This window comes from Bradyrhizobium diazoefficiens USDA 110 (assembly GCF_000011365.1).
GTDB classification, from domain to species: domain Bacteria; phylum Pseudomonadota; class Alphaproteobacteria; order Rhizobiales; family Xanthobacteraceae; genus Bradyrhizobium; species Bradyrhizobium diazoefficiens.
This window is the reverse complement of record NC_004463.1, coordinates 2,094,821-2,120,187: the sequence shown is the minus strand read 5'-3', so window position 1 is coordinate 2,120,187 and position 25,367 is coordinate 2,094,821. Positions and strand designations below refer to the sequence as shown.

Genomic DNA, 25,367 nt, shown 5'->3' with positions numbered 1-25,367 from the left:
CCCGACGCGTCGATCTGTTCGAAAGTTATTCCGTCGTCCGTGAAGAAGGACTAAGCCACTGATCGGGAATCTCGATTTGGGCTAAGGGGCATTTCCAGATTGCAAGGTTTTGATGCTTTGGGCGTCAGAACCTTGCGATTTGGTTTTCGTGGATTCCCTCGAAGCGGGAAGCATGATTCCTTGTCTGCATCGGAGGGAACGATGCGGCCGAAGAAGCACAAGACGACGGGATCGAACGATCTGTTCCGGGCTCGGCTCGACCAGATCATCAATATGAAGCACGAGCTGGTTCTGCTCGCCGGCAAGGTCGATTGGGACTGGATCGACGGCGAGATCGCGCCGCTCTACAGCGAGAACGGCAGGCCCGGGATCGAGACGCGCTTCATGATCGGTCTGCTGTTGCTCAAGCACATTTACGGGCTGTCCGATGAGGAGGTGTGCGAGCGCTGGGTCCATGACCCATACTTCCAGTTCTTCACCGGGGAAGAGTTCTTTCAGCACACGTTCCCGCACGAGCGCTCGGACCTGAGCCATTGGCGCAAGCGGCTTGGCGACAAGCTGGAGTTGCTGCTGGCCGAGAGCTTGCGGGTAGCGCACGAGGCCGGTGCATTACGCAGCCAGGACCTCAAGCGGGTTACGGTCGACACCACGGTGCAGCCGAAGGCCATCACCTTTCCGACCGATGCCAAGCTGCTGCATGCGGCCATCAAGGGGCTCAACCGCCTGGCGATCAGGCACGGCGTCAGGCTGCGGCAATCCTATGCTCGCATCGCCAAGGCCGCCGCGATGATGGCCGGCCGCTACGCCCATGCCAAACAGTTCAGGCGGCATCAGCGGCAGTTGCGTATCCTGCGTAGCCGGCTGGGCCGGATCATCCGCGACATCCGCCGCAAGATCGAAGGCCAGCCAGCACTGGAGCAGGCGTTCGCCCTCCCGCTCGGCCGGGCCACGCAGATCCGCTCGCAGCAGCAGCGCCAGCGCGGCTGGAAGCTCTATTCCTTCCATGCCCCGGAAGTGGAGTGCATCGGCAAGGGCAAGGCCAGCGCGCCTTACGAGTTCGGCGTGAAGGCCTCCATCGTCACCAACAACCGCCGGGCTCCCGGTGGCCTGTTCGTGCTGCACGCCAGCGCACTGCCCGACAACCCCTACGACGGTCACACCTTGCGGGACGTCATTGACCGCACCGAGACACTCACCGGCTGTCCGATCGAGCGGGCCTATGTCGACAAGGGATACCGCGGCCACGACGCACAAAATCCCCGTCGCGTCTTCATCTCCGGCCAGAAGCGCGGCGTTTTCGGTGTCATCAAGCGCGAGCTGCGCCGCCGCTCCGCCATCGAGCCCATCATCGGACACCTGAAGGCGGAAGGCCACCTCGGGCGCTGCTACCTCAAAGGCCGCGCCGGCGATGCCGCCAACGTCGTCCTCTCAGCCGTCGGACACAACTTCCGCCGCATCCTCGCCTGGCTGAGATATCTCTTGTGCCTGTTCCTGGCCCAGCTATGGCGCACGCTCGCCCGGCCAGCCTCGATCAATCCGGCTTCTTAACGGACGACTATTCCGTCCACTCCCGGCGCACCCGCGTTGGCGCGGGCCAGCTTGTAGGCATGGCTCAGAATGTCCTCGCGGCAGATCTTGTCGTACAGCACGTAGAAGCGGAAGGCAGGCTCCGCCTTCGCCTTACAATAAAGCTTTCTTTCTCTGAAGGCTCCTGATCTTATCGGGCGTTTCAAGGCTCATCGCCAATCTACCCTTTCCCTCGCCATCTTCAAAAGCGCACCTGAAGTCAGGGTCCTTTCCTCCGCCGGAATTACCCGGTTTCATCGGTACCTTTGACCCTGTCCGACTCCCGTCCGGTCCATCGACTACTCAATGCTGAAGGCGCGACCTTCGACCAAGACGGGTCTCCCCCGATTACCCGTACTACCTTTCCAACGTGCCGTGCCCATTACCCCGGTGAACCAGACAGGTGCGTGCGTCGATTGCTTCCCTGTCCGCACGGCCTTCCCCGCCATACGATCGGGTCGGCATTCACATCGTAACTTTCGAGGCGTGCTCAGGCTTCACTCACGTTACGGCCCGCTGGATTGCTCGGCCGCCTAAAGCGACCTTTGTCACGAGGCTTCGATCCGTCCGATTGCTCGTCCAAACCGCTCGTCAGCTACCAGATCAATCGACAACTCTCTGGGTGGATCCTTCCTCCACTGGTAATACGCGCCGTCGGGGCGGACCGAATGGCTTCACATATTGAGGTAGCAGCAGTTTGACGTCATGACCCAAAGCCGCGATCTCGCGCGCCCAAAACCGACATGGCTGAAGTGGAACAGTTCTGCGCGTTCGTCGAACTCGAGCTTTCCCAGCACAGCCGTGACCGCCTGCCCGCTATTGCGCGCCTCGGTCGTGGTGGTGACGTCCCCCGACGTGACCCGCATGCGCCGCTATCCGTGCCTCAGAAGCCGATTGCGATCGTCCCGAATGTTCGTAGACCTATACTTAGCATGTAGGTCTCATTCAAGACGGGGGGCACGCCGCCTACCGTATAATTGTAGGATTTCAGATAGTTCAATCCCAGCACCAAGCAATCGTCGACATAGCCGGCACCGACCACATACTGGTTGATCTCGTTGGCCTCGAGGTCCCAGCGCGCCGAGCCCGTGACCACCCAGTTGGTCGCGACCTTCAGCGAGCCGGTGGTGAGGATGCCTTCGCGGCGGGTCAGATAGCCGAGCTCCGGCTGTGCCGCGTAGTTGCCGTACATCACGCTGATCGACCAGCGATCGAAGTTGGCGCGGCCTTCGGCCTCGAAACGCTGGACGTTCCAGGTCTGCTCGTCCATGCGGGAGCGGACGCTGAAGGTGTAGGTGCGGTTGGGCGAGTAGTCGATACTCGCCACGTAGTCGGAGCGGGGCTTGTCGAGACCGGAATCGAGGCCCGTGTTGATGGAGTCCCGGACCGCGTAGGAGTTCATGCCGAACAGCTGGTAGGACTGGCCGAACAGCACCTTGGCCGCGCCGCCCTTGTCGAACTGCGTGGTGGCCTGCACGCCGACATTGGCGCGGCCGCCGCCCTCGACGCGGTCGTAACCGGAGAACTTGTCGACGCTGAACAGGTTCGACGTTTCGAATACAAAACTCTGCGCATCCTCGTTGGGAAACTTGCCGGCATAAGTCTCGTTCGGGCGGATGATGATCTGCGCGATCGGCTCGACGGTGGTCGAGCCCCAGGGCTGAACGTTGATGAAGGGATAGCGGTATTCGAGGCCGACCGTCGGCATCAGGCGGAATGCCTGGGTGTCGCCGACCGGTAGGTAGTTCGACACGCCCGGCTGGTTCGAGACCGAGGAGTTGATTGCATCGGCGCGCAGGCCGGCGAACGGCGTCCAGATCTGGCCGAGCGGGTCGGTGAAGGATTTGCGCCACTGCGCTTCCGCCGACAGGCGGGTATAGGTGCCGGGGAAGCCGCGCAGCAGGCACTGCGATGGCGTGCGCGCGAGCGGATCGGCCGACGCCGTCGTGCACAGGCTGTTGGTGTTGGCGAGCGTGGTGATCGGATCGAACACGGCGCTGTCACGCGACAGGTTGACGGAGTTGGTCTTGTAGCTGAACTCGCCGCCGAACACCGGATAGTTGAGCACGTTCGAGTAGTCGATCACGGGGTAGACGATCGGGACCTTGTCCTGGTTGCCCGAGAAGCTCCGCCAGTACATCGTGCGTGCGTCGAAGAAGCTGCGATTGCCGGCGCCGGTCAGATAGAGCTGCGAGACCGCGTCGGTCGGCAGGTTCAGGAACGAACCGAGCGGGTCACGGTACTGCGACAGGCGGTAGTCCGAGAAGAAATAGTAGTCGGACATCACGACGCCGTCCCAACCCCAGACCCATTTGTCGTTCAGCGCGAACTGACCCTTGGTCTCGACGGCGCCGCGCCACTGGCGGTCGCCGGGCTGCCCGGCGAAGGCGCCGCGATCGAGCTGGTCGATGCCGTAAGCACGGATCTGGTAGGCGCCGCCCATCAGGCGCTGGCGGAACTCCGCCTGGAACAGCACGCCCTGCCTGGAGGTGATGCGCGGGTTGAAGGTCACGTCCATATCGGGCGCGATCGCCCAGTAGAACGGGACCTCCACGCCGTAGCCGTAGCCCGTGTTCGAGGTGAAGCCCGGCATCAGGAAGCCGGACTTGCGCTTCACGGTCGGGTCGGGCGTCGAGAAGTAGGGCATGTAAGCGAGCGGCACGCCGAAGAACTCGAGCTGCGCCGTCTCGAAGTACAGCATCTTCTCCTGCTGGTCGTGGATGATGCGGGCACCCTTGACCTGCCAGAGCGGTGGCTTCTTCGGATCGTCCTTGCACGGAGCGCAGGCCGTGTAGACGCCGTTCTCGAACACGGTGTAGTTGCCGCTGGAACGGTCGGCGCGCGTTGCGGCCATCCGTGTCCGGTCGGCGGTATCGACCCGGAGCGAACCGACGAATCCGTCGCGATAGTCGTCGGACAGATCGATCGTCTCGGCATAGGTGATCTTGCCCTCGGCATCCGTCATGCGGATGTTGCCTTCGGCATGGAGCCGCTTGGTCTTCTGGTCGTAGGCGACCTTGTTAGCCTCGACGCTGGTGCCGTTGTAGAACAGCTGGACGTTACCGACCGCCGAGATCCGCGAATTATTGTAGTCGTAGACGACCTCGGTCGCCTGAACCAGCATCTGGTTGTCGTTGGCGGCCTTCGGCGGCTTCGGACGCGGCGGCTGCGTATTGTAGGAGACGTTCTGCGCCGATGCCTTTACGACGGGGCCGAAACCAGTCGCGATGACAACGGCTATGGCAAGCAAGCAGTCGCAGACTAGCGACGTGAAGAGCCACGGATCGTGCCCTGGCGCAACCGCAGTCAGTTTGTGACGATGCGCAGCCACAGCCACTAACCTTTCCGTCGGGTCAGCAAGGCCAACAATCTGATGAAGCGGCCAACGCAGACTGGCGGCCAGACCGAAGTCTCCAGTTGCATGAACTCACACTTACTTGACGTCCTGATACAACTAGCCACAACAGCGAGCAGGAAAATGGTGAACACGTTACCTTAAATTCTCGGCATCGAGCCGTGGCACTGGCTCCAGCCCTCTTGCGGTTGCGCAGAAACCCTCGGCAATCGACGCGAACCGCTACGCTGAAATCTCTTCAAGTCGGCCTCGCTTCGGCCCAGGGAATTCGTGCTGAAGGCGTCGCGCTGGAAGGTTTGCGGAAGCATGTGATGGCTGATCTGACGGGTTATCAGGTTCATCCGAACCGAACTATGCCTGGAAGCACAGCTACTGGAGCAAGCTGCGAGAGCCCAGGAGCAGCAGCAGCGCGATGGGCGGAGCGCGAAATGCCGATCGCGGAGAAACTCCGCGTCTCCGATAGGCGATCTTGGGCGGCAGCTTTTTCAGCAAAGGGATCAGGAACACGAGCAGTCCGCGCTCATTGGCCAAAGCTTTGACGAACTGTCGGTCCGCCGACCATGCCACTTGGTTCGCGTGGGTCGTTCCGATATCTGTCAGCTGCGACCTACTCCGAAGGATGCTGATCTGTTGTTGTTGCGGCGAATATGCCAGCTGCTTGCTAATCGGCCGTTTCACGCCCCCCCGGCGCATGACGGCCATTATGCGGGCCGGGAGCCATGCGGTGAAGCGCGAGCGGGTGAAACCGTTGATGTGCAGAATGGGAAGGCTCAGGCCGAAGCCGCGAATAACGCAACCGTCGGGGCCAGAGGCCAATGTTGTGTTCTGCTCCGCCGTTTGCGGATTGGTGCCAGAGGATCAGACACAGCTTCACTGCTGGCCCAAAGTCGGCCGGGCCGGCCTGCCGCGGGCTAGAAGCGCAATGGTTGTGGCTTCCCAAAGACGAACTCCAGATCGCATCATGCACTCCGCTGCCCCTTCCTGTCCAATAACGAGCGCCTGCGCAAACGAAGCAAGCTGCGTGCCGCTCGAAGATGGAGATCCTCAAGCGGGTTTGTTCATGGTACATGCGTCCGGTTGTGGACATTGGTCCGAACCAGACAATCGAGTCCTTGGCAGTGATATCGGTAGTTGGTGGAACGCACGATTGCACTAGGGTCCAGACTCAATTGAGCCAATATGCGACGAGAGCGGCGAGATGAACAGCGGCCAAAAAATTACGGGCGAGCTTGTCATATCGCGTGGCGATGCGCCGGAAGTCCTTGAGCCTGCCAAAGCAGCGTTCGATGACATTTCGTCCTTTGTAGGCGCGTTTGTTGAAGCGATGGATGCGACACGGTTAGATTTATTGGGGATTACGGGCTTGGCGCCACGACGAATGATTTCGCCGCGAAGCTTGTCGCCATCATACCCTTTGTCGGCGAGGAGCACGCTCATGGGTGGCGCGAGCGCCAGGACATCGGGAGCCGCAGCGATATCGGCATCCTGGCCTGGAGTCAGATGCAGGACGACCGGCCGGCAGAGCGGATCGCTCAGCGCATGGATTTTTGTCGTGCGGCCTCCGCGCGAGCGGCCGATTGCTTGATTGTGCTCCCCCCTTTTCCGCCGGAGGCACACCGGTGAGCTTTAATCGAGGTCGAGTCGAGCGACAGTACGACGCCGTCTTCGCCAGGCTTGGCCAGCGCTTCGAAGATTGCGCACCATCGTCCTCGCTTGGCCCAGCGATTGAAGCGATTGTAGATCGTCGTGTAAGGGCCGTATTCACGTGGACAATCACGCCATCGTGCACCCGATTGCAGCATGTGAATGATGCCGCTGACGATGCGTCGGTCGTCGTCCCGATCCGGCCCCGTCAGTCCCCTCGGCAGATGCGGTTCGATACGCGCCCATTGCCTGTCGTTCAGCCAAAACAAACCAGCGCGCATTCTCTCGCCCCCGAATCAACACGTAGGCAAGAGAATCACGTGGCGCTATTTAGGTACAGACCCTAGTTGATAGGCGACTTATGTAAATCTGGTCTGTCTTCAGAGACGCATACCTGTCCAGGGACGGAAGGGCGTGCTGAGTGAGATGGAGTGAGCTTTATGACCTTGTCCGAGCACTTGCCAGCCGACATCCGCGAAGTCATGGACGCTTACGTCGGGGACCTCAGGCCCCAACCTTGGCGGATTCGCTTCCTCTTGCTGATTGATCTCCTTCAAGAGAAGTTGGAGAGCGGACCCGCCGCTGAGTATCGGCGTCTACTTCAACAATGGACCGGCATAGTGACGGCAATCTTGGAACACTTGCCGCCTGACAGTTCGGTCGTCGAATGTTTGGGGTTGATGAGCATCAGCTTCAACGACCAATGGCGCGCTCAGGCGCTCGGCCAGATCGAGCGCGATCCCACTGTGCTGGATCAGTTGGTCGCAATTTGCCCCGACTGGGAGGACATCGTCGATACCGTATTAGAGGCCAATCAAAGACGGCCGATCAAGGCGGGGCAAACTCGCGCTCGCTGATCGGGATTGATCCGGCATGTGTATCGGCTCGCCAAGCTCTGCACGGGCCAGCTCTTGAGCTTAGCGATGCCCCGCCCGGGCCAGCCGGGCGAGGCATTGCGGATCGGATCAGTCGCCGTTCCGACGGTTTGGACGAGACCAGATCAAGCTGAAGCCCTCGCCCTCCTCATCGGCGAAGAGGTTCGCGAAGATCGGTGCGGTGAAGCTCGGGTCGTCGAGCTTGAGGCCGAGATAGTCGCGGCCCTCATTGGAGCGCTTGGACCAGGCGGCCCCGATCTCAACCCGGCCGACATAGATCCGGTGGCTGGGGGCGTTGTCGCCCGAGCGGCTGGTTTCGGGGACGATGCGGACGTTCCTCGCCTGCAGCGAGAGGGTGACGATTTCGCCGTTGAACTCGTTGTTGCCGGTCTTCTTGAAGGTGCCGATGGTCGCCATGGTAGTTCTCCTTGATCTCTGTTTTCCGAGCCCGCACCTTGCGGCCTCGATGGTGATCGACAGGCCGGAGGCGATCGACGGCGCACCCCGAAGGGGCCGAAGCGTCAGCGGAGGATGGCAGCCAAGCGACTTTCTTGTTTCGCGAGGAATGACGGCGCAGCCGGCAGGGGAAGAAAGTCGATCGGCGCCGTTGCGCCATAGGCGGTCGAGGCGTCAGCCGTCCTTCGGCCAGATCAATCCATCGAAGAGGCCGTTTGGTGCGCTCGGTCCGAACAGAGCTGACATCAAAGAGAACGTGGCGATCTGCGAGTCCACTGAAAGAGTTGGCGCAACCGAATCTAATGGTGATGAGCTCTCTTTATTGCAGGTAGACGGATCTCCGCTTCCGCGATCTCGGATCGGCTGGACGCCCCGTTGACGAGAGCGGCTGGCCGTATCTGTGATCCGTCGCCATTTGGTCGACGCCGCCCAAGGACTGCCACGAAACTGCCACTCTGCGATGATCGGTCGAGCCTCGACGCCTGGGCCGCTCTCACTGTATCTCAAGGAAGAATCGCGAGCACGCTGAATGCCTGATCCGGTCAACCCCTTTCAATGTGACGCTATCAGCCGTCGCCAGGCCTTTCCCCGGCCGGCCCTGCAGCGGTTACGACATATTAGCCGCGCAGCCCAAAAGGAGGATCTCGCGCAGGACGATGCCCGCTAGAGCTCGAGGGAGAAGAGAACCGGATGAGCGACAATAGCAACCTCGAAAACAGAACCATCGAAGCGATACGGCACTATCGCGGGGCCCTCGCCGTGGTCGACGGCCTGGAGCGAAAGGAACGTTCCGCGCATCGAGCACTGACCAGGACACTGCTTGAGTTGGGGCGCGCCTTATGCAGCGAAGACCCGAGGTCTCTCAAGGATAGCATTGAGATTGGCTTGGTAGCTGTCTCGCGGCGGGACGAATCGTGGGCCAACCTAAGCGAGGCGACTGCACCTTTGGATTCAGCCCGTTCGACTTTGGCCGCCCTCGAGTGCCAACTGAGATATATTCCAAATGTCTCAAAAGCGCGAGATTCGGACTAGCTCAAAGAATGCCAGCATTCGAGCTCCGCCTCATCCTAGGCGGAGATTTTCTGCGGCTTGTTTGCCGCTGCGGTTCGTCACCAGCTCGTAGCCGACCTTCGCGCCTTCAACAAGCGAGGTATAGCCGGCCTTCTCTACCGCAGAGATGTGCACGAAAACATCTTTGCCACCATCGTCCGGCGCAACGAATCCATAGCCTTTCGTCGGGTTGAACCACTTAACGGTACCTAACGCCACGTCATTTGCTCCAAAAAGAAAAACCACCTTCTCATCTAAATCAATCAACGAACCGGCGGCAAGTCTCTGCGCGAAGTGGAAAGGAATCCGTTGTCTCGCTCGATCGCAGGTCTTGGACAGAAGGCCCCACGTGATGGTCGTGCGAAGTTCAAGCACCTTGAAATCGGCCGACTTCAGGAACGACGACGCAAGGTCACATTTTCTTCGAAAACCGCGTGCTAACTGTCGCCTGGTTGTCGCAGCCGGATGTACGCCGTGGCATCACGTGGCCCCGGCTTTCATGCCGGGGTTTTTCGTTTTCGGCGCGAGAAGCCCGATTTAAGATTTAAGATGTCTTTTTGTGCAGCTTGATTTCGGATCATGACGCGTCGCAGCCCACTGCGACAATTCTGCTTGGATCAGCAGGAACGTCCCGGGCAAGGCGAAAAGCCGAATAGCAGGCAGACATGGCGCAGAATATTTACGACAATCCCGATTTCTTCGCTGGCTACAGCCAGTTGCCCCGGCAGATGTATGGACGCGACGGCGCTCCTGAATGGCCCGCGATCCGGGCTATGCTGCCCGATCTGGGCGGGAAACGCGTCGTCGGTCTAAGATGTGGCTTCGGCTGGGCCTCGCGCTGGATGCGCGAGCAGGGCGCGGCCTCGGTTCTTGGTCTCGATCTGTCGCGGAACATGATCGAGCGTGCCAGGGCGCACACAGCGGACACTGCCATCGAGTATCGCATCGCCGATCTCGACACACTGGACCTACCTGAGACGGCTTTCGACCTCGCCTACAGCGCACTGACCTTTCACTATGTTCAGGATTTAGGCCGCCTCGTGCGCTTGATCCGCAAGGCGCTGGTTCCTGACGGCATTTCGTCTTTACAATTGAGCATCCGATCTTCATGGCAGCGGCACATCCGCACTGGATTTCTGATGAGGAGGGCCGCAAGACTTGGCCTGTCAATCGAATTCCGTCGAGGGTGAACGTCGGACGGATTGGTTCAAGTTCGGCGGGTCGAGGAGTTTGCCCCGACACACGAGCAGATCCAGCAGATGCCGCAATTGGCCGAAGAACTCGAACGGCCCATGATGCTGATCGTGTCCGCGTCCACATCGATCGCCGGCGAAGCGATACCGTCGTGACTGGGTCGTACTAGGCCGCCGCCCCAGTACACATATCAGCCCCGCGGCAAGCGCTGTCTTGCTGGTCCGTCCGCGGCTATTCCAGTGAAGCGGATGAAAGCTGTGATGCTGATGGCAACGGCTCCGACGACCGCGAAAACCGTCTGCCACGTGGGTGAAGACATCGCCATCTGGGCAATTCCATGCGTAGCGCTGTAACCGGCGACGGTGGCTGGTGCGACGTAGAAGATGATGACGAAGAGCCGGAGCCAAGTCCAAGTCACGAGGGCGAGTGCGAGCTGGCCGATGCCGAAGGTTGCGGCGCCAGCCACGGGGCCGACAGCGATGCCGCCCAGAGCGCCGGCTCCCGTGTGGAAGGCCCAAAGACCAATCGTTACCCCGGCGAAGACGGGCAACGCGAAGACTGCAAGCGTGAAGAGCAGCCAGGCGAAGAACCCTATGACGAGGAAAACAAGCAGTGGTCCCAAGGTGATCATGGTGGTGGGCTCCGTGAGATAAAGGTCTGACGGTCGCGCCTTCCACCACCACCGCGGCGCGAACGCAGTATAGCAGCAAACGGCGGCGACGGAATCGTCACAGATCAAGTTGCGCATTTTTTGTCATTAGCGCGAGCTTGCGCCCAAAAGGCTCGTGGAATCGGCGTTTGACCCTTTGTGATCTTCAACTGGGCGCCTACCGGTTGAAATCACCTAGCGCAATCAGTTTCAGGAAGTCCTGTGTTCTTCTCCATTTCGGCGGCCACCCCATCGTATGGGTTGCTTTTGAGCATCCGGGATCACAATCGCCACTCACTCCAAAGCCCTGATTGTTTTCCGTTTTGGCGGCGCGCAACTATTCCACGCAACTATAAACGTTGCCTATTGGATCTGCCCTCGCAAATGTCGGGCTATGGAGAGACTGCCGAAAGCTCACATTGTCGAATTTGAGACAACAGTCGGCAAGTTGACGACAAACTCTTCCGAAGCCCCTGCAAAACATGCGAATTCAGTTTGGCACATGCATTGCTTCATTCGCGCACCATCACCAATCGCAGTGCGGTGGTCTTCTGGACGGACCTGGCGCGCGTTGCCGCGGGTCTGGTCTGCTCCGACGATTTGTCGTGCGGCGATACTTAAGGAGGCGCGTCGTGAACTGGGAAGTGCAGGACAAACTTTGATGCGATCTAGAATTATCTTTTGTGGAGCGACACCAATTGCGCTCGTCGCGAGCAGCGCAGCCAAGGCATTTTGGCGGCACGAGTGTCGCGACGGCTTCGACAGTGCAGTTACTTCCGTTTGCGATTCTGCCGGCGGACACAACCAGCCTGACCAGCAACTATCACATCGGAAAGTTTGGCCTGAACTACCGCTTTGGTGCGGACCAAGAGGCCGCGCAATGGTCCGACGGGCCGCTGTATGCGAAATCAGCCGGCAGCGTACAGGGCCGGTCCCGCTCCGCGGATCCATTTCACACTTTTCCAGTCTACCAGGGACGTACCAATAACCATGGGGCATGATCGGTTTCGTTTTTCTCGTCCGTGCTGGTTGAAGGCATTGCTTGCCAGCAACTCAATTTGCTGGATGGCGGGCCTTTACGGTCCGGCTCACGCGGCGGACCTGCCGGTCAAGACCGCGCCGCCGATTACGGCAGCGCCGTCGACCCTGTGGAATTGGACCGGCATTTACGTCGGCGCGCATCTCGGGGGCGCATTCGGTTCAAGCGATTGGCAGACCGCCACCGGGCTGCAGGCGGATTTCTCCAACAGAGGTTTCCCCGGAAGCGGCAACGCCGAAGGTCTGCTTGGCGGCGGCCAGATCGGCGTTAACTATCAGTTTGGCACTTGGGTGACCGGACTGGAGATCGCGGCAAGCGCCGCCGATGTCGACGGCTTTGCGAAATGCGCGAATCGTGCGGACAACCGCTACGGCGTGATCAGCTTTACCTGCGACAATCGCGTCACCTCGCTCGGCACGATTGCTGGCCGGCTAGGACAGACCTGGGGCAATCTGCTGATTTACGGCAAGGCCGGCGCGGCGTGGGCGACCGACGAGAGCGATGCCCGGACCAGTCACTACATCAACAAGTTCAACCAGAGCGGCACGCGTTGGGGTTGGATGGGAGGATTGGGACTTGAGTACGCATTCAGCCCGAATCTGTCAGCGTTTGTCGAATACGATCATTTTGATTTCGGCAGCAAGGACTCCAACTACGTCGACCAGTTCAACAACGCCTCGACCGTCGGCTTCAGGCAACGGTTTGATATGATCAAGGCAGGCGTCAATTATGGCCTTGGCGGGCCGATCCTGAATGCCAGGGCCGATGCGGCGACGACGCCAGTGCTGCTTGGCGGCTGGACGATTGAAGCCGGGAGTCGCTATTTTGGCAGCACGGGCCGCATGCAGAAGGACCTGTACGGCTTGCGGCCCACACACCTGGTCTCTCGCCTGATCTATGGCGATCAGACCGGACATGCCGCGGAAACCTTCTTCCGCTTCGATCACAAGAGCGGGTTTTTCGCCAGGGGCAATCTTGGCCTCGGGCCTCTCGTCGACGGCAAGCTGAACGATGAGGATTTCCCTTACATCAACTACTCCAACACGAACTCGGACATGAAGAGTGGTAGGTTCACGTATGGCACCGCGGACGTCGGTTACAACTTCATCAACGACGACGGCCGCAGGCTTGGTGCGTACGTCGGCTATCACTCGTTCTATGAGCGCGCCAACGGCTTTGGTATCCAACAACAGGCGACCAACGGGCCCCCGCTAGAGGCTTCGAAGAGTTTCCTGGTCCTAAGCGAAACCGAGACTTGGCGGGCGGCTGCTATCGGCATCAATGCACAGGCGAGGCTGTCCGACAGGCTCAAGCTTGAAGTCGATGCTGCCTACCTGCCTTACGCTAGCCGCTCCGGCTTCGACAACCACTGGCTCCGTGCCGATATCAATCCCACGCCTGATCCGGGCCACGGCTGGGGCACACAGTTCGAGGCCGTGCTGTCCTATGCCGTCTCCGACCGCTTCAGCGTTGGTGTGGGCGGCCGCTACTGGTTCTTTACAACCGATAGCGCTTACTCCCAGTTTCCCGGTGGCTCACCACAGACAACGAAGTTCTATTCGGAGCGCTATGGCGGCTTCCTGCAGGCCTCCTACAAGTCCGGCGAACTCGACACCGCCCAGGCCAAGGCAAACGGGATCGATAAGGAGCCCCCACCAGTGATGCCCACGAACTGGGCCGGCGTCTATCTCGGCGGCACGATCGGCGCGGGCAAGGGCAGAAGCCACTATGCGGATCCGTTCCCGACGCCGGTGTCGGGCGACTACGCTGATCTGGGTGGTGCCATGTTCGGCGGTCAGATCGGCATCAACTACCAGACGGGCTCTTGGGTCCTGGGTCTTGAGGCTTCGGGTTACTGGGCCAACGTCCAAGGCACCAACACCTGCTTTGGTGCATTCCCGAGCCCGCAGATTGCCGGCTTCAACTGCGGCAGCCAGATCGACGCTCTTGGCGCTCTGACCGGGCGCGTCGGGTACGCGTTTGACCGCACGTTGCTGTACGTCAAGGGCGGCTCCGCCTGGGATCGTCAGACTAACCAGTTCAACACCGGCGGTATTTCCGGCACCATACTGACGAATGGCAACACGAACTGGGGCTGGACGGTCGGCGGCGGTCTTGAATACGCGCTGCTGCCCAACTGGTCGATGGCGCTGGAGTACAAGTACTACGACTTCGGCAAGTCGCCCGTCTTTACCACCGCCGGGCTTGGCAGCGTACCGCTTTCACCCAACAGCACGACCGTACAGACCGTTAGCCTTGGCGTGAACTACAAGCTGCCGATACTTGGAGCGAGGTAAGAGTCGGGAGATACTGACGCAAGAAGGCTCGGCCTCACGGCTGGGCCTTCTTGTTTGCTGGCCGACGCTCCGGCACGACGAGTTCTCCGAGCAGCCGCACGCGCAATTCCCTCAGTTGTTTCGTCCTGTTGGCGAATGCTTTCAACTCCGCATCAACGTCCTGTCGTTTGCGCATCTTCGGTCTCCATCGATTGATGATGCACCTGAGAATAGCCACGCGCCTGTGGAGAGGCAGCCGGTGGATTGCGAACTATGGTGAGCCGTCCCGAGAATTTTTTTCAAGGGGCGCTTATACGTCGTTCCGACGTGCGCTTGTTGATAGTAGCTGGATTGCCGTCATGGCAATCTATCACCTCAGCGTCGAAGTCATCAGCCGCGCGAAAGGACAGCGCGCGATTGCGTCGGCCGCCTACCGCTCAGGCTCGCGGTTGCATGACGCGCGTATCGACCGCGATCAGCACTTTTCCAACAAGAGCGGCATTGTCCATTCCGAAGTGATGCTGCCAGAGCACGCGCCGGAAGCTTGGCGCGACCGTGAACAGCTTTGGAACGAGGTTGAAGCTCGTGAGATCAGAAAGGATGCGCAGCTTGCCCGCGAGGTGGAGTTTGCCATTTCGCAGGAGATGAACCAGCAACAGGGCATCACACTGGCCCGCGACTTCGTAGTGGCCGAGTTCGTGGAGGCCGGCATGACCGCTGATCTCATTTTGCATTGGGATATATCGGCACGGACGGCATGGCGAAACCCCACGCCCATGTCATACTCACCATGCGCGGCGTGAGTATTGGCGAGGATGGCGAGCCTAGGTTCGGTCCCGAGCTGTGGGAGTGGAATCGCACGGAGCTTGTCGAGCGGGGGCGCGAGCAATGGGCCGAGCATGTTAACGAGCGATTGGCTGAACTCGATCGATGGCACGGATCGATCACCGCAGCCTTGAGGCCCAGGGCATCGCGCTTGAGCCGCAGCACAAGATTGGCAGCCCCGGCAGCGGATGGAGACGGAAGGTCTTTAGGCCAAGGGCGCCGAGGACTATCGACGAATTGCGCGGGAGAATGGCGAGCGGATTATCGCGGACCCTCATGTTGCACTGGACGCCATCACCCACCAGCAGGCGCCCTTCACCGGGCGTGACCTTGCGATGTTCGCGCATCGTCATTCGGACGGACTGGACCATTCAACCAGGTGATGAATGCGGTGACTGCCTCGCCTGATCTCGTGGACCTCGGCAATGACGAACGGGGCGAGGCACGATTTACCAACCGCGCCATGATCGAGGCCGAGCAGCGGTTACAGCGCGCCGCCGACCTCGTGGCTACCCGCAAGGGCGGGCAGTGGAGCGTGGCACGTGTTTGGACTAGCTGCCGAGCCCCTGCAGCACCAGCCGGTTCAGTCTTGCGGCGAAGGCGGACTCCCGGCAACAGGTCGGGATCGTCGGTGATGATTGTCATCCCCAAACATGCCGGCGGCGCCTTCCAGGAGCTAGTTAGCCAAGGCAACCTTCGCCTTGAATGCCGGAGAGTGCGCCCGCCGGCTTTTCTTCGTCATCTTCGTGTCGCGCGCCATGGAAAGCTGCCTCCTCAGCGTCACGAGCAATTGCCCCCTCCTCGGATAGCTGAGGAGAGAGTGAATGAAGCAAGAACGAGCTGAAGGCTCGCCATGGAGCGATCCACGGGGGCAGGTGATGAAGACGCCGGATGACGTGGCGGAGATGTTGCGCCTGAGGCGTGCGGGTGGGGTGTGAAGCCGATTGCGCGGCATCTGGGCTGCAGCCATCACACGGTGAAGGACTACGTGGCGGCGGGCGGGGTGAAGCCGTTCAAGTCGCCTGAGCGGCCGAAGCAGCTCGACGGCCTTGAAGGTTGGCTGCGCGAGAGGCTCATTCGGCATCGCGGCAATGCCGACGTGGGCGCCAGGACTTGTTGGCCGAGCGAGGCGTGGCAGTCAGCCGGCGGACGCTGCAACGCGCCGCGCAGCCCTATCGCCAGGCGCTGAAGGCCGAAGCGCTGGCGACGACGCGCTTCGAGACGCCCCGGGCCGGCAGCTGCAGATCGACTTCGGCGAGCGTCTGGTCGAGATCGGCGGGGTGAAGATCAAGGCGTTTGTGTTCGTGGCGACGCTCGGGCATTCGCGGCTGCTGCATGTCCGTGCGTTCCGGGCCGAGAAGCAAGAGCACTGGTTCGCCGGGCTCGAGAGCGCATTCGCGATCTTCGGCGGCGTGCCGGAGGAAGTGCTGATGGACAATCCCCGCGCGCTCGTGGTGCGCCATGACGCGGTGAGCCGGTTGGTTCAGTTTAACGACAGGCTCATCGCGTTCGCGAAGCATTGGGGCTTCCGTCCTCGCGCTTGCGCGCCGTATCGGGCGCGCACGAAGGGCAAGACGGAGAACGGCGTCGGCTACGTGAAGAAGAACGCGATTGCGGGGCATTCCTTCGCGAGCTGGGAGGCATTCGAGGCGCATCTCGTCGAGTGGGAGCGTGAGGTAGCGAACGTGCGTATCCACGGCACGACCGGCGAGGCGCCGATCGTCCGCTTCGCGCGTGACGAGGCACACCGGTTGAAACCGCTCTGCGGGCAGCCGTCGTTCGGATCGTTGCGCGAACTGACCCGCGTCGTCGGCCATGATTGCGCCGTCGAGATCGACACGAACGGCTACTCGGTGCCGTGGCGGCTGATCGGCGAGCGCGTGGCGGTGACGGTCGCGGCCGGCGAGGTCCGCATCCGCCATGGCATGCACCAGGTTGCGATCCACAAGCAATCGGATGGACGCCGGCTGCGGATCATCGACACCGCCCCCATCTCGATGGTGTTGCTGGTCGCAATAGCGCGGTCCGCTGGGCTGAGATCGCGGCGGCGGTCCTGACGCCGTCCTCATCGCTGTCGTTGTTGCGCCCTCTTGCCGAACACGAAGCCGTGGTGGGAGGAAGCTTCTGATGGCGCGGGCAAAGAAGATAATGGAAGCAACGACCGATCCGCTCGATGCCATGCTGGTGCGACTGCAGCTCTCTGTATCCGCGATCAGCTCGACAGCCTGCTCGACGAGGCGGCGCGCGCGAAACTGTCGGCGCGTGAGACGCTGATCCTGCTATCCGAGCGCGAGATCGCACCCAAGGACCATCGCCGCATAGAGATGGCGCTGAAGCTCGCACACTTCTCGGCCGTGAAGGAGCTTGCTGGCTTCGACTTCGAGGCGCAGGCGCAGCCGTCAATCGATCCAAAGCAGATCCGTGATCTTGCCGCATCACGTTGGATAGCCAACGGAAAGAACGTGCTGCTGCTCGGCCCGCCAGGCTGAGGTAAGACGCACTTGTCGATCGCGCTCGGACGAGACGCGATCCTGGCCGGATACACGGTGCAGTTCACCACGGCGACGACGCTAGTCGCGGGTCTTGCCAAGGCGCATGGCGAACGGCGTCTGGACGCGAAACTGCTCGCGCTGGCCAAGCCGAAGCTGCTGATTGTCGACGAACTCGGCTACCTGCCGCTGGAACCTGACGCGGCCCTTCCAACTGGTCAGCCGCCGATACGAAACCGGCGCGATGCTGATCAAGTCGAACCGCAGCGTTGCCGAATGGGGCACTGTGTTCGCCGATCCCGTGGTCGCCACCGCGATCCTCGACCGGCTTTTGCACCACAGCCGCGTGCTGACGATCCGCGGCGACAGTTACCGGCTCCGCGCCAAGCGCAAGAGCGGCCTCATCCAGCCGCCGCCCGCTGGTGACGGCCCTCCGGTCGGCTCTGCCTCCTCCGGCCCGTCACCGGCGGAAACAACCTTCAACCGAGATAATAACCCAGATGGTGGGGGCAGTTCTTCATAACGCAAAGGGGGCAGTTCCGGATGGCGTTTGGCAATCTTCGCTCCTGATTCGCGGCAAGAAGCCTCGCCACTGTCAGGCAGAAAATCCACTCAAGCTACTGTCCGAATTTGCGGGGCCAGCTCTAGTTTCAATGCAAGCGTCCTCAAGTTGAGGAAACGCGGCAACGTTTCAGGTTGGCTCGGAAATGAGAAGCTGCGGGCGATCGCGTGTTCGTGGCACTCAACAAACTAGAATCTCCCACCGACCTATGGTAATTATTGCGAAGCGCCTGCCTCTCGTGCAGCCAACAACGGTTCATTGCGGGACTAGAAAGTCCCATAGAACTTTAACCTACATCGCAAGGCCAACGATCGATGGTGGCGACGTATATCAGCGCGACACTCAAGAATGGACGCCGCAGAGTCATATTTTGTTCAAAAAACCTCATGCCAACTAGCAGTCGATCGTCGCGGCCGGATAGGCGCCGTTTCATCACGAGCCCTGGCTTTCATGCCAGGTTTTTCGTGTGATCCGAGCGAACCCGGTGCAAGGCTGCGGCGAACGCATGTGGGCCCGCCGCTGGTCGCACGATCAGCGGCATCGAGCGAGCCGGAGGCTCTTGACCGCTAGAATTTGCGGCAGCGCTCACGCGTCGCCGAATTTCCAGACCGGAATCCCGAGCTTCTTTGCCTTGTCCGCGAGGTTGTCCTGGATGCCGGTGCCGGGGAAGTGCATCACGCCGATCGGCAGCGTCTCCAGCATCGCATCGTTGCGCCTAAAGGGAGCAGGCTTGGCATGCTTCGTCCAGTCGGGCTTGAAGGCGATCTGCGGGACCTTGCGGCTATCGGCCCATTTGGCGGCGATCAGTTCAGCGCCCTTGGACGATCCGCCGTGCAGCAGCACCATGTCCGGATGCTTGGCGTGCACCTGGTCAAGCTTAGCCCAGATTAGCCGGTAATCGTTGAATTCGAGACCGCCTGTCAACGCGACTTTCGGGCCGGGCGGCATGAGCACCTGGTTGTCGGCGCGCTTCTTCGCGGCCAGGAAATCGCGGCTGTCGATCATCGCTGAGGTCAGATTGCGGTGATTGACCCTCGATCCGTTGCGCGGCCGCCAAGCGGAGTGGGTGTGGCGTTCGAATTCGTCGGCGGCGTGGTCGCGCATCAGCTCGAAGGCGCCTCGTCGCTCGATCAGCGTCTGCCCTTCCGCCGTCAGTCGCTCCAGCTCGACGGATTTGATCTCGCTGCCGTCCTGCTCCTGCTGCGAGCGCTGCTGCGCCAGCTCGTTATCGTCGAGCTCGCGCTCGATCCTGTCGATAGCGCGATGGAAGACGTTCACCGTCGACCAGAGCAGGTCTTCAAGGTCGGGCTCCAGGCGAGTATCGGACAGCGCCACCACCAGGGCACCGAAGATGTCGGCGATGCTGCCGGCGAGGATGTGCGTTTCGGGGAGCGGCCTCGGATCGGGTTCGTCCTGGAAGGGGCGGTAGCCATAGAGCTGGAGCTCCTGGAGGACGTGGTCGGTTGGGGATGAGCCGTGGTGCTCGAAGTTGTTGTCGCGGTCGGTGGTCATTGCGGCTTTCCCTCGTCGGATCGACCGCGCCCATCGCGGCCTTCATGGCGACGAAAGCGGCGGGCGGAACGGACTTGCACCCGCAGCGCGAGCGGAGGGCCGCAGCCTTAGCGGAGGGCCGAAGGGGGCCGACTATTTTGCCTCGCGATGTAAAGGCGGCTCCGCCGCCGACGGAAAATAGTCGGTCCACGGAGGTTGCCGGTCCGGGCCGCTTGCCGCCCGATCGCCCTCTCAGAAGGCCGTGGGGAGGTCCTCTCCGGCGCTGAGGGGAACACGATCACCGGCCTCGCGATAACGAAGCGGCTGCGTCGCACCTCATCCCCGTTCCGGCTATGCCGCCAGTTCCATAAAGCGCGCGACGTCCCGCGCCGCGATCTGCACGCGGCTCGCGGCTCGAAGGGCGTCAAATCCGAGCAGGCGAAGATCCTCGTTGAAGTCGCCAAGCCGTGGCGAGATCACGATCGGCTCGATCCCGACCTCCTGCGCCCGATCGATCAAGGTTGCCATGGCGCCGTCACCGGCAGGATCGTTGTCGCGGGCGATGTAGAGCCGGCGGAGCGTGTCCGGGAGAAGGATGGCAGAGAGATGCGCCGCCGAGAGGGCTGCGACCATCGGCATGGTCGGCAGAGCACAGCGAAGCGACAGCATTGTCTCGATGCCCTCGCCGGCCGCCATGACCTCACCCGCTATGCCAAATCGAACGGCTTGGCCAAGCAGGTCACCCATCGCCCGCTTCGGCGTGTCGATCAGCGCCTTGCCGAGCGTCGTCTCGCTGAAGCCTCCGGGGTCAAGCCAGGTGCGATGCGCGCCGGTCAGGTGGCCGTTCAGATCGGTGACGGCGGCGATCATCGCCGGCCAGGTCTCGGTCGGGCTGTGGTCGTCGGGCCGGTAGTAACAACGTGGGTGAAAGCGCAGGCTTCCGGTTTCGTGCAAAGCGGTGATGCCACGATTGCGGAGATACGCTTCTACAAGTGTGCCTGCGATCGACTGCGACATGCCGAAGAGTCGCCGCGCCGCCTCCGGCGATCCGAGGGGCGCGGGCGATGTTCTCGACCGGATGCGATCTGGCTCATTCTCCAGTTCTGGACGCGGCAAGCTCAGAAAGCGTCGTGCCTCATTGGCGACATCGCGAAAGCTAGTGAAACCGCAGCTCTCGCGGATCACATCGAGGAGATCGCCATGTTCGGCCGAGGCGGCATCTCGCCAATGGCCGGCGGCGCCAGGAGCGGATTCCGGTCCGCTGAGCCGGACGAACATCGACCGGCCGGGCGTATTACGGACGTCGCCCACTGTCCAGTAGCGGCCCTGGCGCCTTCCGTTGGACAGATAATGGCGGCACACCGCCTCGGCGTCACGCGCGAGACGGCGGGCCAGCTCAGATGCGTTGTCGCGGGCCATCAGGCGGCCTCCCGCTCGCCGATGCGCACGACCTGATAGTGGTCGAGCACTTTTGCCAACGCCGCGGCGCCCGTCGCATCTGATGGCACGAACATGCGCAGCTTCCACGAGATGATCTCGCTGAAGAGGCCGTAGGCGCGCAGCCGGTCACGCATTGCATCAGTGAAGCCGGACAGCTCGATGCGATGGACGCCCATCACGCGGACACGGCGAAGCTGCAGATCCTCGGCGAGGTCGAGGACAGTGCGCCCCTCCATCAGCGCTGCGAAGGCTTCGGGTGGGGTCAAGCTGCAGGTAGCGGTCGCGCAAGCGTTCGCCGCCCAGGCTGGTGAGACCCTGCGACCGATGATGCGCTCACCCTCGTCGGTCTGGAGCCGATAGACTCGTGTCGACTCGTTCGGCAGCCGCTTCCAGATCGGCAACAGCAAGCCGGCGACGATGTGAAGGGTGCTCTCGGCGAACTCGGGGACGTCGACGACTTCGCCGTTCCATGCTGCGGCGAACGTCTCGCGCTCTGCAGGCTGCCAGTGGCTTTCGTCCATCATCTTCATCGAAGCATGATGGTGCTCCATCGGGCGGATCAGCCGCACGCGGCTCTCGATCTCGCCGTCATCGAGCATGAGGCTTGGCGCCGGAATCTGCACCGCGGCGCGCCCCGAGCGCTCGTTGACGAGTAGCACCGCGCGAGCATCGGCGAGATAATCGAACGCTTGATCCAGCGTCATGGGGCGATTGCGCCGGCGTTCGATGATGGTGAGCAGCCGGGTTTCCGCGCCGGTCGGGGGGTGCGTGTAGATCGGGCGCCGATCGGTGATGATGAAGCTCTCGGCCTGCAGGGTCTCCAGCCCGACATCGTAGACGCCGCTGGCGATGGCGCCCTCAACCTTGGCATTGAGGAGCTCCTCGAACGCCGTGAACAGCACACCTTGCAGATCGATGGTGAGCGCGAGCAGCCGGTTCAGGAACGTCGTGATCGGCGGCAGCTCGTCCTTGATGCCGTTCGCGTCCATGAGCTTCAGGCCCGTGGCGTCCTCGAAGGTCTGGAGCGAGCAGCCTTCGACCTTGCCGCGCACCAGCAGCAGATAGAGCTGGCGCAGCGCATCGCGGGCGTAGTGGCTCTCAAGATTGTCCTCGGGCCGGAACAGGCCCTGGCCGCCGGTCTGGCGCTGGCCGCGCGTGATCGCACCCAGCGTGTCGAGCCGGCGCGCAATGGTCGACAGGAAGCGCTTCTCCGCCTTCACGTCGGTCGCGATCGGCCGGAAGAGCGGCGGCTGTGCCTGGTTGGTGCGGTTCGTATGACCGAGACCCTGGATCGCGGCGTCAGCCTTCCAGCCCGGCTCGAGCAAATAATGGACCCGAAGCCGGCGATTCCGCGCCGAGAGTTCGGCGTGGTAGCTGCGGCCCGTGCCGCCAGCCTCGGAGAAGACAAGCACGCGCTTCAGGTCATCCATGAAGGCGGCGGTCTCTGCGAGATTGGCGGAGGCGGCACGGCTCTCGACGGCAAGGCGGTCACCCCTGCGCACCACGCGTCGCGAACGTCCGGTCACTTCCGCCACGAGGTCGGTGCCGAAACGCTGCACGATCTGGTCGAGCGCGCCGGGAACGGGCGGAAGCGAAGCGAGCCGCTCGATCAGCTCATTACGGCGGGCGACGGCCTCGCGGCTCTCGACCGGCTGGCCATCACGGAAGACCGGCCGCGACGAGAGATTGCCCTCGGCGTCGGTGAAGGGCTCATAGAGCTGCACCGGGAAGGAATGGGCGAGGTAATCCAGCAAGTACTCGCGCGGCGTGATGTCCACGCGCACGTCGTTCCATTCCGCAGGTGGGATTTCGGCAAGCCGGCGTTCCATCAGCGCCTCGCCGGTCGACACGATCTGGATCACAGCGGCATGGCCCTCGGCCAGATCCCGTTCGATCGAGCGGACCAGGGTCGGCGTCTTCATGCTGGTGAGCAGATGGCCGAAAAAACGCTGCTTGGCTGACTCGAAGGCCGAGCGCGCGGCCGACTTCGCCTGGCGGTTGAGCGTGCCAGTCTCGCCAGTGATGTTGGCGGCCTGCATTGCCGCGTCGAGGTGATTGTGGATGACGCTGAAGGCGCCGGCGTAGGCGTCGTAGATGCGCCGCTGCTCGTCGGTGAGCTGGTGCTCGACGAGCTCGTATTCGACGCCATCGTAGGAAAGCGAGCGGGCGGTGTAGAGACCGAGCGAGCGAAGGTCGCGGGAGAGCACCTCCATCGCCGCGACGCCGCCCTCCTCGATCGCCTCGACGAATTCAGCGCGGGTGGCGAACGGAAAATCCTCGCCGCCCCACAGGCCGAGCCGCTGGGCGTAGGCGAGGTTGTGGACGGTGGTGGCGCCGGTGGCCGAGACATAGACAACGCGGGCATTGGGCAGCGCGTGCTGAAGTCGCAAGCCCGCACGACCCTGCTGCGAGGGCGCGACATCGCCCCGCTCGCCCTTGCCCCCACCGGCATTCTGCATGGCATGGCTCTCGTCGAAAATGATGACGCCGTCGAAGTCGGAGCTCAACCATTGAACAATCTGCCGGACGCGCGAAAGCTTCTCGCCGCGGTCGTCGGACCGTAGTGTAGGTTAAAAATAGGACGCCTTCGGCCAACCGGATCTCGCAGCCTTGAGGGAAGCGCGAGAGCGGCGTGACCAGCAGACGCTCCATGCCCAGCGCCGACCAGTCGCGCTGCGCGTCCTCGAGCAGCTTGTCGGACTTCGAGATCCAGACCGCCTTGCGCCGGCCTTGCAGCCAATTGTCGAGAATGATGCCGGCGGACTGGCGACCCTTGCCGGCGCCGGTGCCGTCCCCGAGCATGAAGCCTCGACGGAAACGGACCGCGTTCGGCGCGTCGTCGCGGGCGGCCGCGACCAGGTCGAAGGTCTCGTCAACCGTCCAAGAGCCGGCAAGATAGTCAACATGCGCCTCGCCAGCATAGATGACCGTCTCAAGCTGGGCGTCGGAGAGGATGCCATCACTGACGAGGCTGGCCGGCAGCCGGGGCCTGTAGCTCGGCTTCGGCGGCACGACCGAGGCCATCGCAGCCGACTGCACCAGCTTGGTCGGGTGCGCCTGCGCGCCGGGGATCCGGATCGATTGGAGCCGGTACTCTTCGTAGATGGCATCGCTGAGGCACGCCCCCTCGGGCGGGATCCAGTCGAATGTCTCATACGCGAGGTCGACGGCCTCGGGATCCGCGACCGACGCGCTGACCGACTGCGTGGTGGCCGGCGCGAGATAGCCGCGCACGGTGCGAGGCGCTGACGAGACTGACATGGGAAGCGCGCCGGTTGATGCGACGCTCAGGCGAGGTGGAACGCGTTCGCCGATCCAGCGGAGCAGCGTCGCGACATCGGGCGCCACTCCCGGCGATTCAGGGAACACGTTCGGGTCATCGGCCGGCGCCTTGTCGATAACGGTGAGACGTGTTTCGATGGTGGTGCCGTGCTTGGCATAGACCGCGCCGGCGATCGCGGCGGTGAACACCACGCGGCTGCGTTCCTGCAATCGGACGAGGGCGTCGCGCCAGGCTGAAGCGTCGGGTGAGAAGTTTGCGCCTGATATCGTGAGCCGGCCGCCATCGGCAAGACGCGCCAGGGCCGAGGCGATGTGACGGTACGCGGTATCGGGCATGCGGCCGGAAACGTTCGCCATCGCCGAGAACGGCGGGTTCATCAGCACGACACCTGGGACGACCGGGGGATCGAGGTGATCGTCGATCTGGGCCGCGTCGAAGCGCGTGACGGAAATGGCCGGAAAGAGGGAAGAAAGTAACGCGGCCCGAGTCTCGGCCAGTTCGTTCAAAACGAGGCCGCCGCCGGCGATCTCGGCAAGAATGGCGAGTAGCCCCGTGCCTGCGGACGGCTCGAGCACGCGATCGGCCGCCGTCATGGCGGCCGCGGTCAGCGCGGTCAGGCCGAGCTGGAGCGGTGTCGAGAATTGCTGGAAAGTCTCGCTTTCGACAGAGCGGCGCGTGTGGGTCGGCAGGAGCCCCGCGATCTTGTCCAAGGCGGAAAGTCGAGAAGCCGGAGAAGCGGCTTTGCGGAAGAGCGCCTTTCCGTATTTGCGTAGGAACAAGACGGTGGCGACCTCGCAAGCGTCATAGGTCATCTTCCAGTCCCACGCGCCCGTCGCATCGGATGCGCCGGAGGCCGCTTCCATTGCTGCGCGGAGAATCGCGGCGTCGATGCGCCGACCACGCTCGAGATGCGGAAGGAGATGACTCGCGGCAGCGATGATGACACTGGCGCCCTCGGGAGCGCGAACAGGCGAGATCGGCGCGGCCTGATCGGCCGCGATCGGGGAAAGGTCAGTCATGGAGGAAGCCTTCAGGAGAGCGGGAACGGGCGAGCCGATCGGCGCTCTCTCTGACCGCGCCGGCTCAAACCCGTCCCGGCCGTCCTCTCCCTCTCAGCATCAAGGCGGTGCCCGACATGAGAAACGGCGCCCCCCGGATGGCGGCGCGCCGTGT

The 25,367-nt window shown here is 62.2% G+C and carries 12 protein-coding genes and 6 pseudogenes; 7 read left to right on the top strand and 11 right to left on the bottom strand.

What is annotated here, in order from left to right; all coding sequences use genetic code 11:
* Positions 1-201 precede the first annotated feature (201 nt).
* Positions 202-1,548: an IS5-like element ISBj5_B family transposase gene (locus BJA_RS09690; RefSeq protein WP_011084757.1), complete on the top strand. Its 1,347-nt coding sequence runs from the start codon at positions 202-204 to the stop codon at positions 1,546-1,548.
* A 692-nt stretch (positions 1,549-2,240) separates the two neighbouring features.
* Here BJA_RS09690 and BJA_RS09680 read toward each other — a convergent pair.
* From BJA_RS09680 to BJA_RS09665, 4 genes and pseudogenes are all read right to left on the bottom strand, one after another.
* Entirely contained in the window at positions 2,241-2,432 is a 192-nt protein-coding gene (locus BJA_RS09680) for a hypothetical protein (protein ID WP_014497849.1), read from the bottom strand.
* Between the two features lie 17 nt (positions 2,433-2,449).
* Positions 2,450-4,816, bottom strand: coding sequence for an LPS-assembly protein LptD (locus BJA_RS09675; RefSeq protein WP_223153708.1), 2,367 nt, complete (start codon positions 4,814-4,816; stop codon positions 2,450-2,452).
* 474 nt (positions 4,817-5,290) lie between these two features.
* Positions 5,291-5,737 carry a hypothetical protein gene (locus BJA_RS09670; protein WP_162494057.1) on the bottom strand — a complete coding sequence of 149 codons (447 nt, stop codon included), beginning with the start codon at positions 5,735-5,737 and terminating at the stop codon, positions 5,291-5,293.
* Between the two features lie 349 nt (positions 5,738-6,086).
* A pseudogene (locus BJA_RS09665) lies at positions 6,087-6,868 on the bottom strand (IS5-like element ISBj2 family transposase).
* Positions 6,869-7,005: 137 nt separating this feature from the next.
* Between BJA_RS09665 and BJA_RS09660 the strand changes: the two are divergent.
* On the top strand, positions 7,006-7,422 hold the full coding sequence (locus BJA_RS09660) for a hypothetical protein (RefSeq protein WP_026312806.1): 417 nt from the start codon (positions 7,006-7,008) through the stop codon (positions 7,420-7,422).
* A gap of 108 nt (positions 7,423-7,530) precedes the next feature.
* Here the strand turns inward: BJA_RS09660 and BJA_RS09655 are convergent, their stop codons facing one another.
* Positions 7,531-7,857, bottom strand: coding sequence for a DUF736 domain-containing protein (locus BJA_RS09655; protein WP_011084751.1), 327 nt, complete (start codon positions 7,855-7,857; stop codon positions 7,531-7,533).
* 1,101 nt (positions 7,858-8,958) lie between these two features.
* Complete coding sequence (locus tag BJA_RS09650) at positions 8,959-9,165, bottom strand: cold-shock protein (RefSeq protein ID WP_026312807.1); 207 nt, start codon at positions 9,163-9,165, stop codon at positions 8,959-8,961.
* Between the two features lie 446 nt (positions 9,166-9,611).
* On the opposite strand from BJA_RS09650, the pseudogene BJA_RS09645 reads away from it, so the two are divergent.
* Positions 9,612-10,295, top strand: a pseudogene (locus BJA_RS09645) (class I SAM-dependent methyltransferase).
* A gap of 35 nt (positions 10,296-10,330) precedes the next feature.
* Here the strand turns inward: BJA_RS09645 and BJA_RS09640 are convergent.
* Positions 10,331-10,771 (bottom strand): hypothetical protein, encoded by a 441-nt coding sequence (locus tag BJA_RS09640; RefSeq protein ID WP_026312808.1) that lies wholly within the window; start codon positions 10,769-10,771, stop codon positions 10,331-10,333.
* 1,083 nt (positions 10,772-11,854) lie between these two features.
* On the opposite strand from BJA_RS09640, the gene BJA_RS09635 reads away from it, so the two are divergent.
* Positions 11,855-14,125, top strand: a complete 2,271-nt coding sequence (locus BJA_RS09635; RefSeq protein ID WP_231166583.1) for an outer membrane protein — start codon at positions 11,855-11,857, stop codon at positions 14,123-14,125.
* A 34-nt stretch (positions 14,126-14,159) separates the two neighbouring features.
* Here the strand turns inward: BJA_RS09635 and BJA_RS09630 are convergent, their stop codons facing one another.
* Positions 14,160-14,300: a hypothetical protein gene (locus BJA_RS09630; protein ID WP_156149859.1), complete on the bottom strand. Its 141-nt coding sequence runs from the start codon at positions 14,298-14,300 to the stop codon at positions 14,160-14,162.
* Positions 14,301-14,463: 163 nt separating this feature from the next.
* Here BJA_RS09630 and mobQ point away from each other — a divergent pair.
* The 3 pseudogenes from mobQ to istB form a co-directional block, all read left to right on the top strand.
* Positions 14,464-15,449, top strand: a pseudogene (gene mobQ, locus BJA_RS09625) (MobQ family relaxase); the annotation flags it as partial.
* A 304-nt stretch (positions 15,450-15,753) separates the two neighbouring features.
* Positions 15,754-17,057 (top strand): annotated as a pseudogene (istA, locus tag BJA_RS09620) (IS21 family transposase).
* Positions 17,057-17,910 (top strand): annotated as a pseudogene (gene istB / locus BJA_RS09615) (IS21-like element helper ATPase IstB). Before istA ends, istB begins: the two co-directional pseudogenes overlap by 1 nt.
* A 655-nt stretch (positions 17,911-18,565) precedes the next feature.
* Here istB and BJA_RS09610 read toward each other — a convergent pair.
* The 3 genes and pseudogenes from BJA_RS09610 to BJA_RS09600 form a co-directional block, all read right to left on the bottom strand.
* A complete protein-coding gene (locus BJA_RS09610) occupies positions 18,566-19,492 on the bottom strand; it encodes a DUF2493 domain-containing protein (protein WP_011084737.1) in 927 nt (308 codons plus the stop codon).
* 330 nt (positions 19,493-19,822) lie between these two features.
* Positions 19,823-20,890 carry a DUF7146 domain-containing protein gene (locus BJA_RS09605; RefSeq protein ID WP_011084736.1) on the bottom strand — a complete coding sequence of 356 codons (1,068 nt, stop codon included), beginning with the start codon at positions 20,888-20,890 and terminating at the stop codon, positions 19,823-19,825.
* A pseudogene (locus tag BJA_RS09600) lies at positions 20,890-25,213 on the bottom strand (strawberry notch-like NTP hydrolase domain-containing protein). Before BJA_RS09600 ends, BJA_RS09605 begins: the two are co-directional and overlap by 1 nt.
* Positions 25,214-25,367 lie beyond the last annotated feature (154 nt).

Bases quoted from the DNA above. Each gene is read 5' to 3' on its own strand.
- BJA_RS09635 (WP_231166583.1), top strand. From the start codon at position 11,855: ATGGCGGGCCTTTACGGTCCGGCTCACGCGGCGGACCTGCCGGTCAAG.
- BJA_RS09655 (WP_011084751.1), bottom strand. From the start codon at position 7,857: ATGGCGACCATCGGCACCTTCAAGAAGACCGGCAACAACGAGTTCAAC.
- BJA_RS09660 (WP_026312806.1), top strand. From the start codon at position 7,006: ATGACCTTGTCCGAGCACTTGCCAGCCGACATCCGCGAAGTCATGGAC.
- BJA_RS09605 (WP_011084736.1), bottom strand. From the start codon at position 20,890: ATGGCCCGCGACAACGCATCTGAGCTGGCCCGCCGTCTCGCGCGTGAC.
- BJA_RS09640 (WP_026312808.1), bottom strand. From the start codon at position 10,771: ATGATCACCTTGGGACCACTGCTTGTTTTCCTCGTCATAGGGTTCTTC.
- BJA_RS09680 (WP_014497849.1), bottom strand. From the start codon at position 2,432: ATGCGGGTCACGTCGGGGGACGTCACCACCACGACCGAGGCGCGCAAT.
- BJA_RS09610 (WP_011084737.1), bottom strand. From the start codon at position 19,492: ATGACCACCGACCGCGACAACAACTTCGAGCACCACGGCTCATCCCCA.
- BJA_RS09630 (WP_156149859.1), bottom strand. From the start codon at position 14,300: ATGCGCAAACGACAGGACGTTGATGCGGAGTTGAAAGCATTCGCCAAC.
- BJA_RS09690 (WP_011084757.1), top strand. From the start codon at position 202: ATGCGGCCGAAGAAGCACAAGACGACGGGATCGAACGATCTGTTCCGG.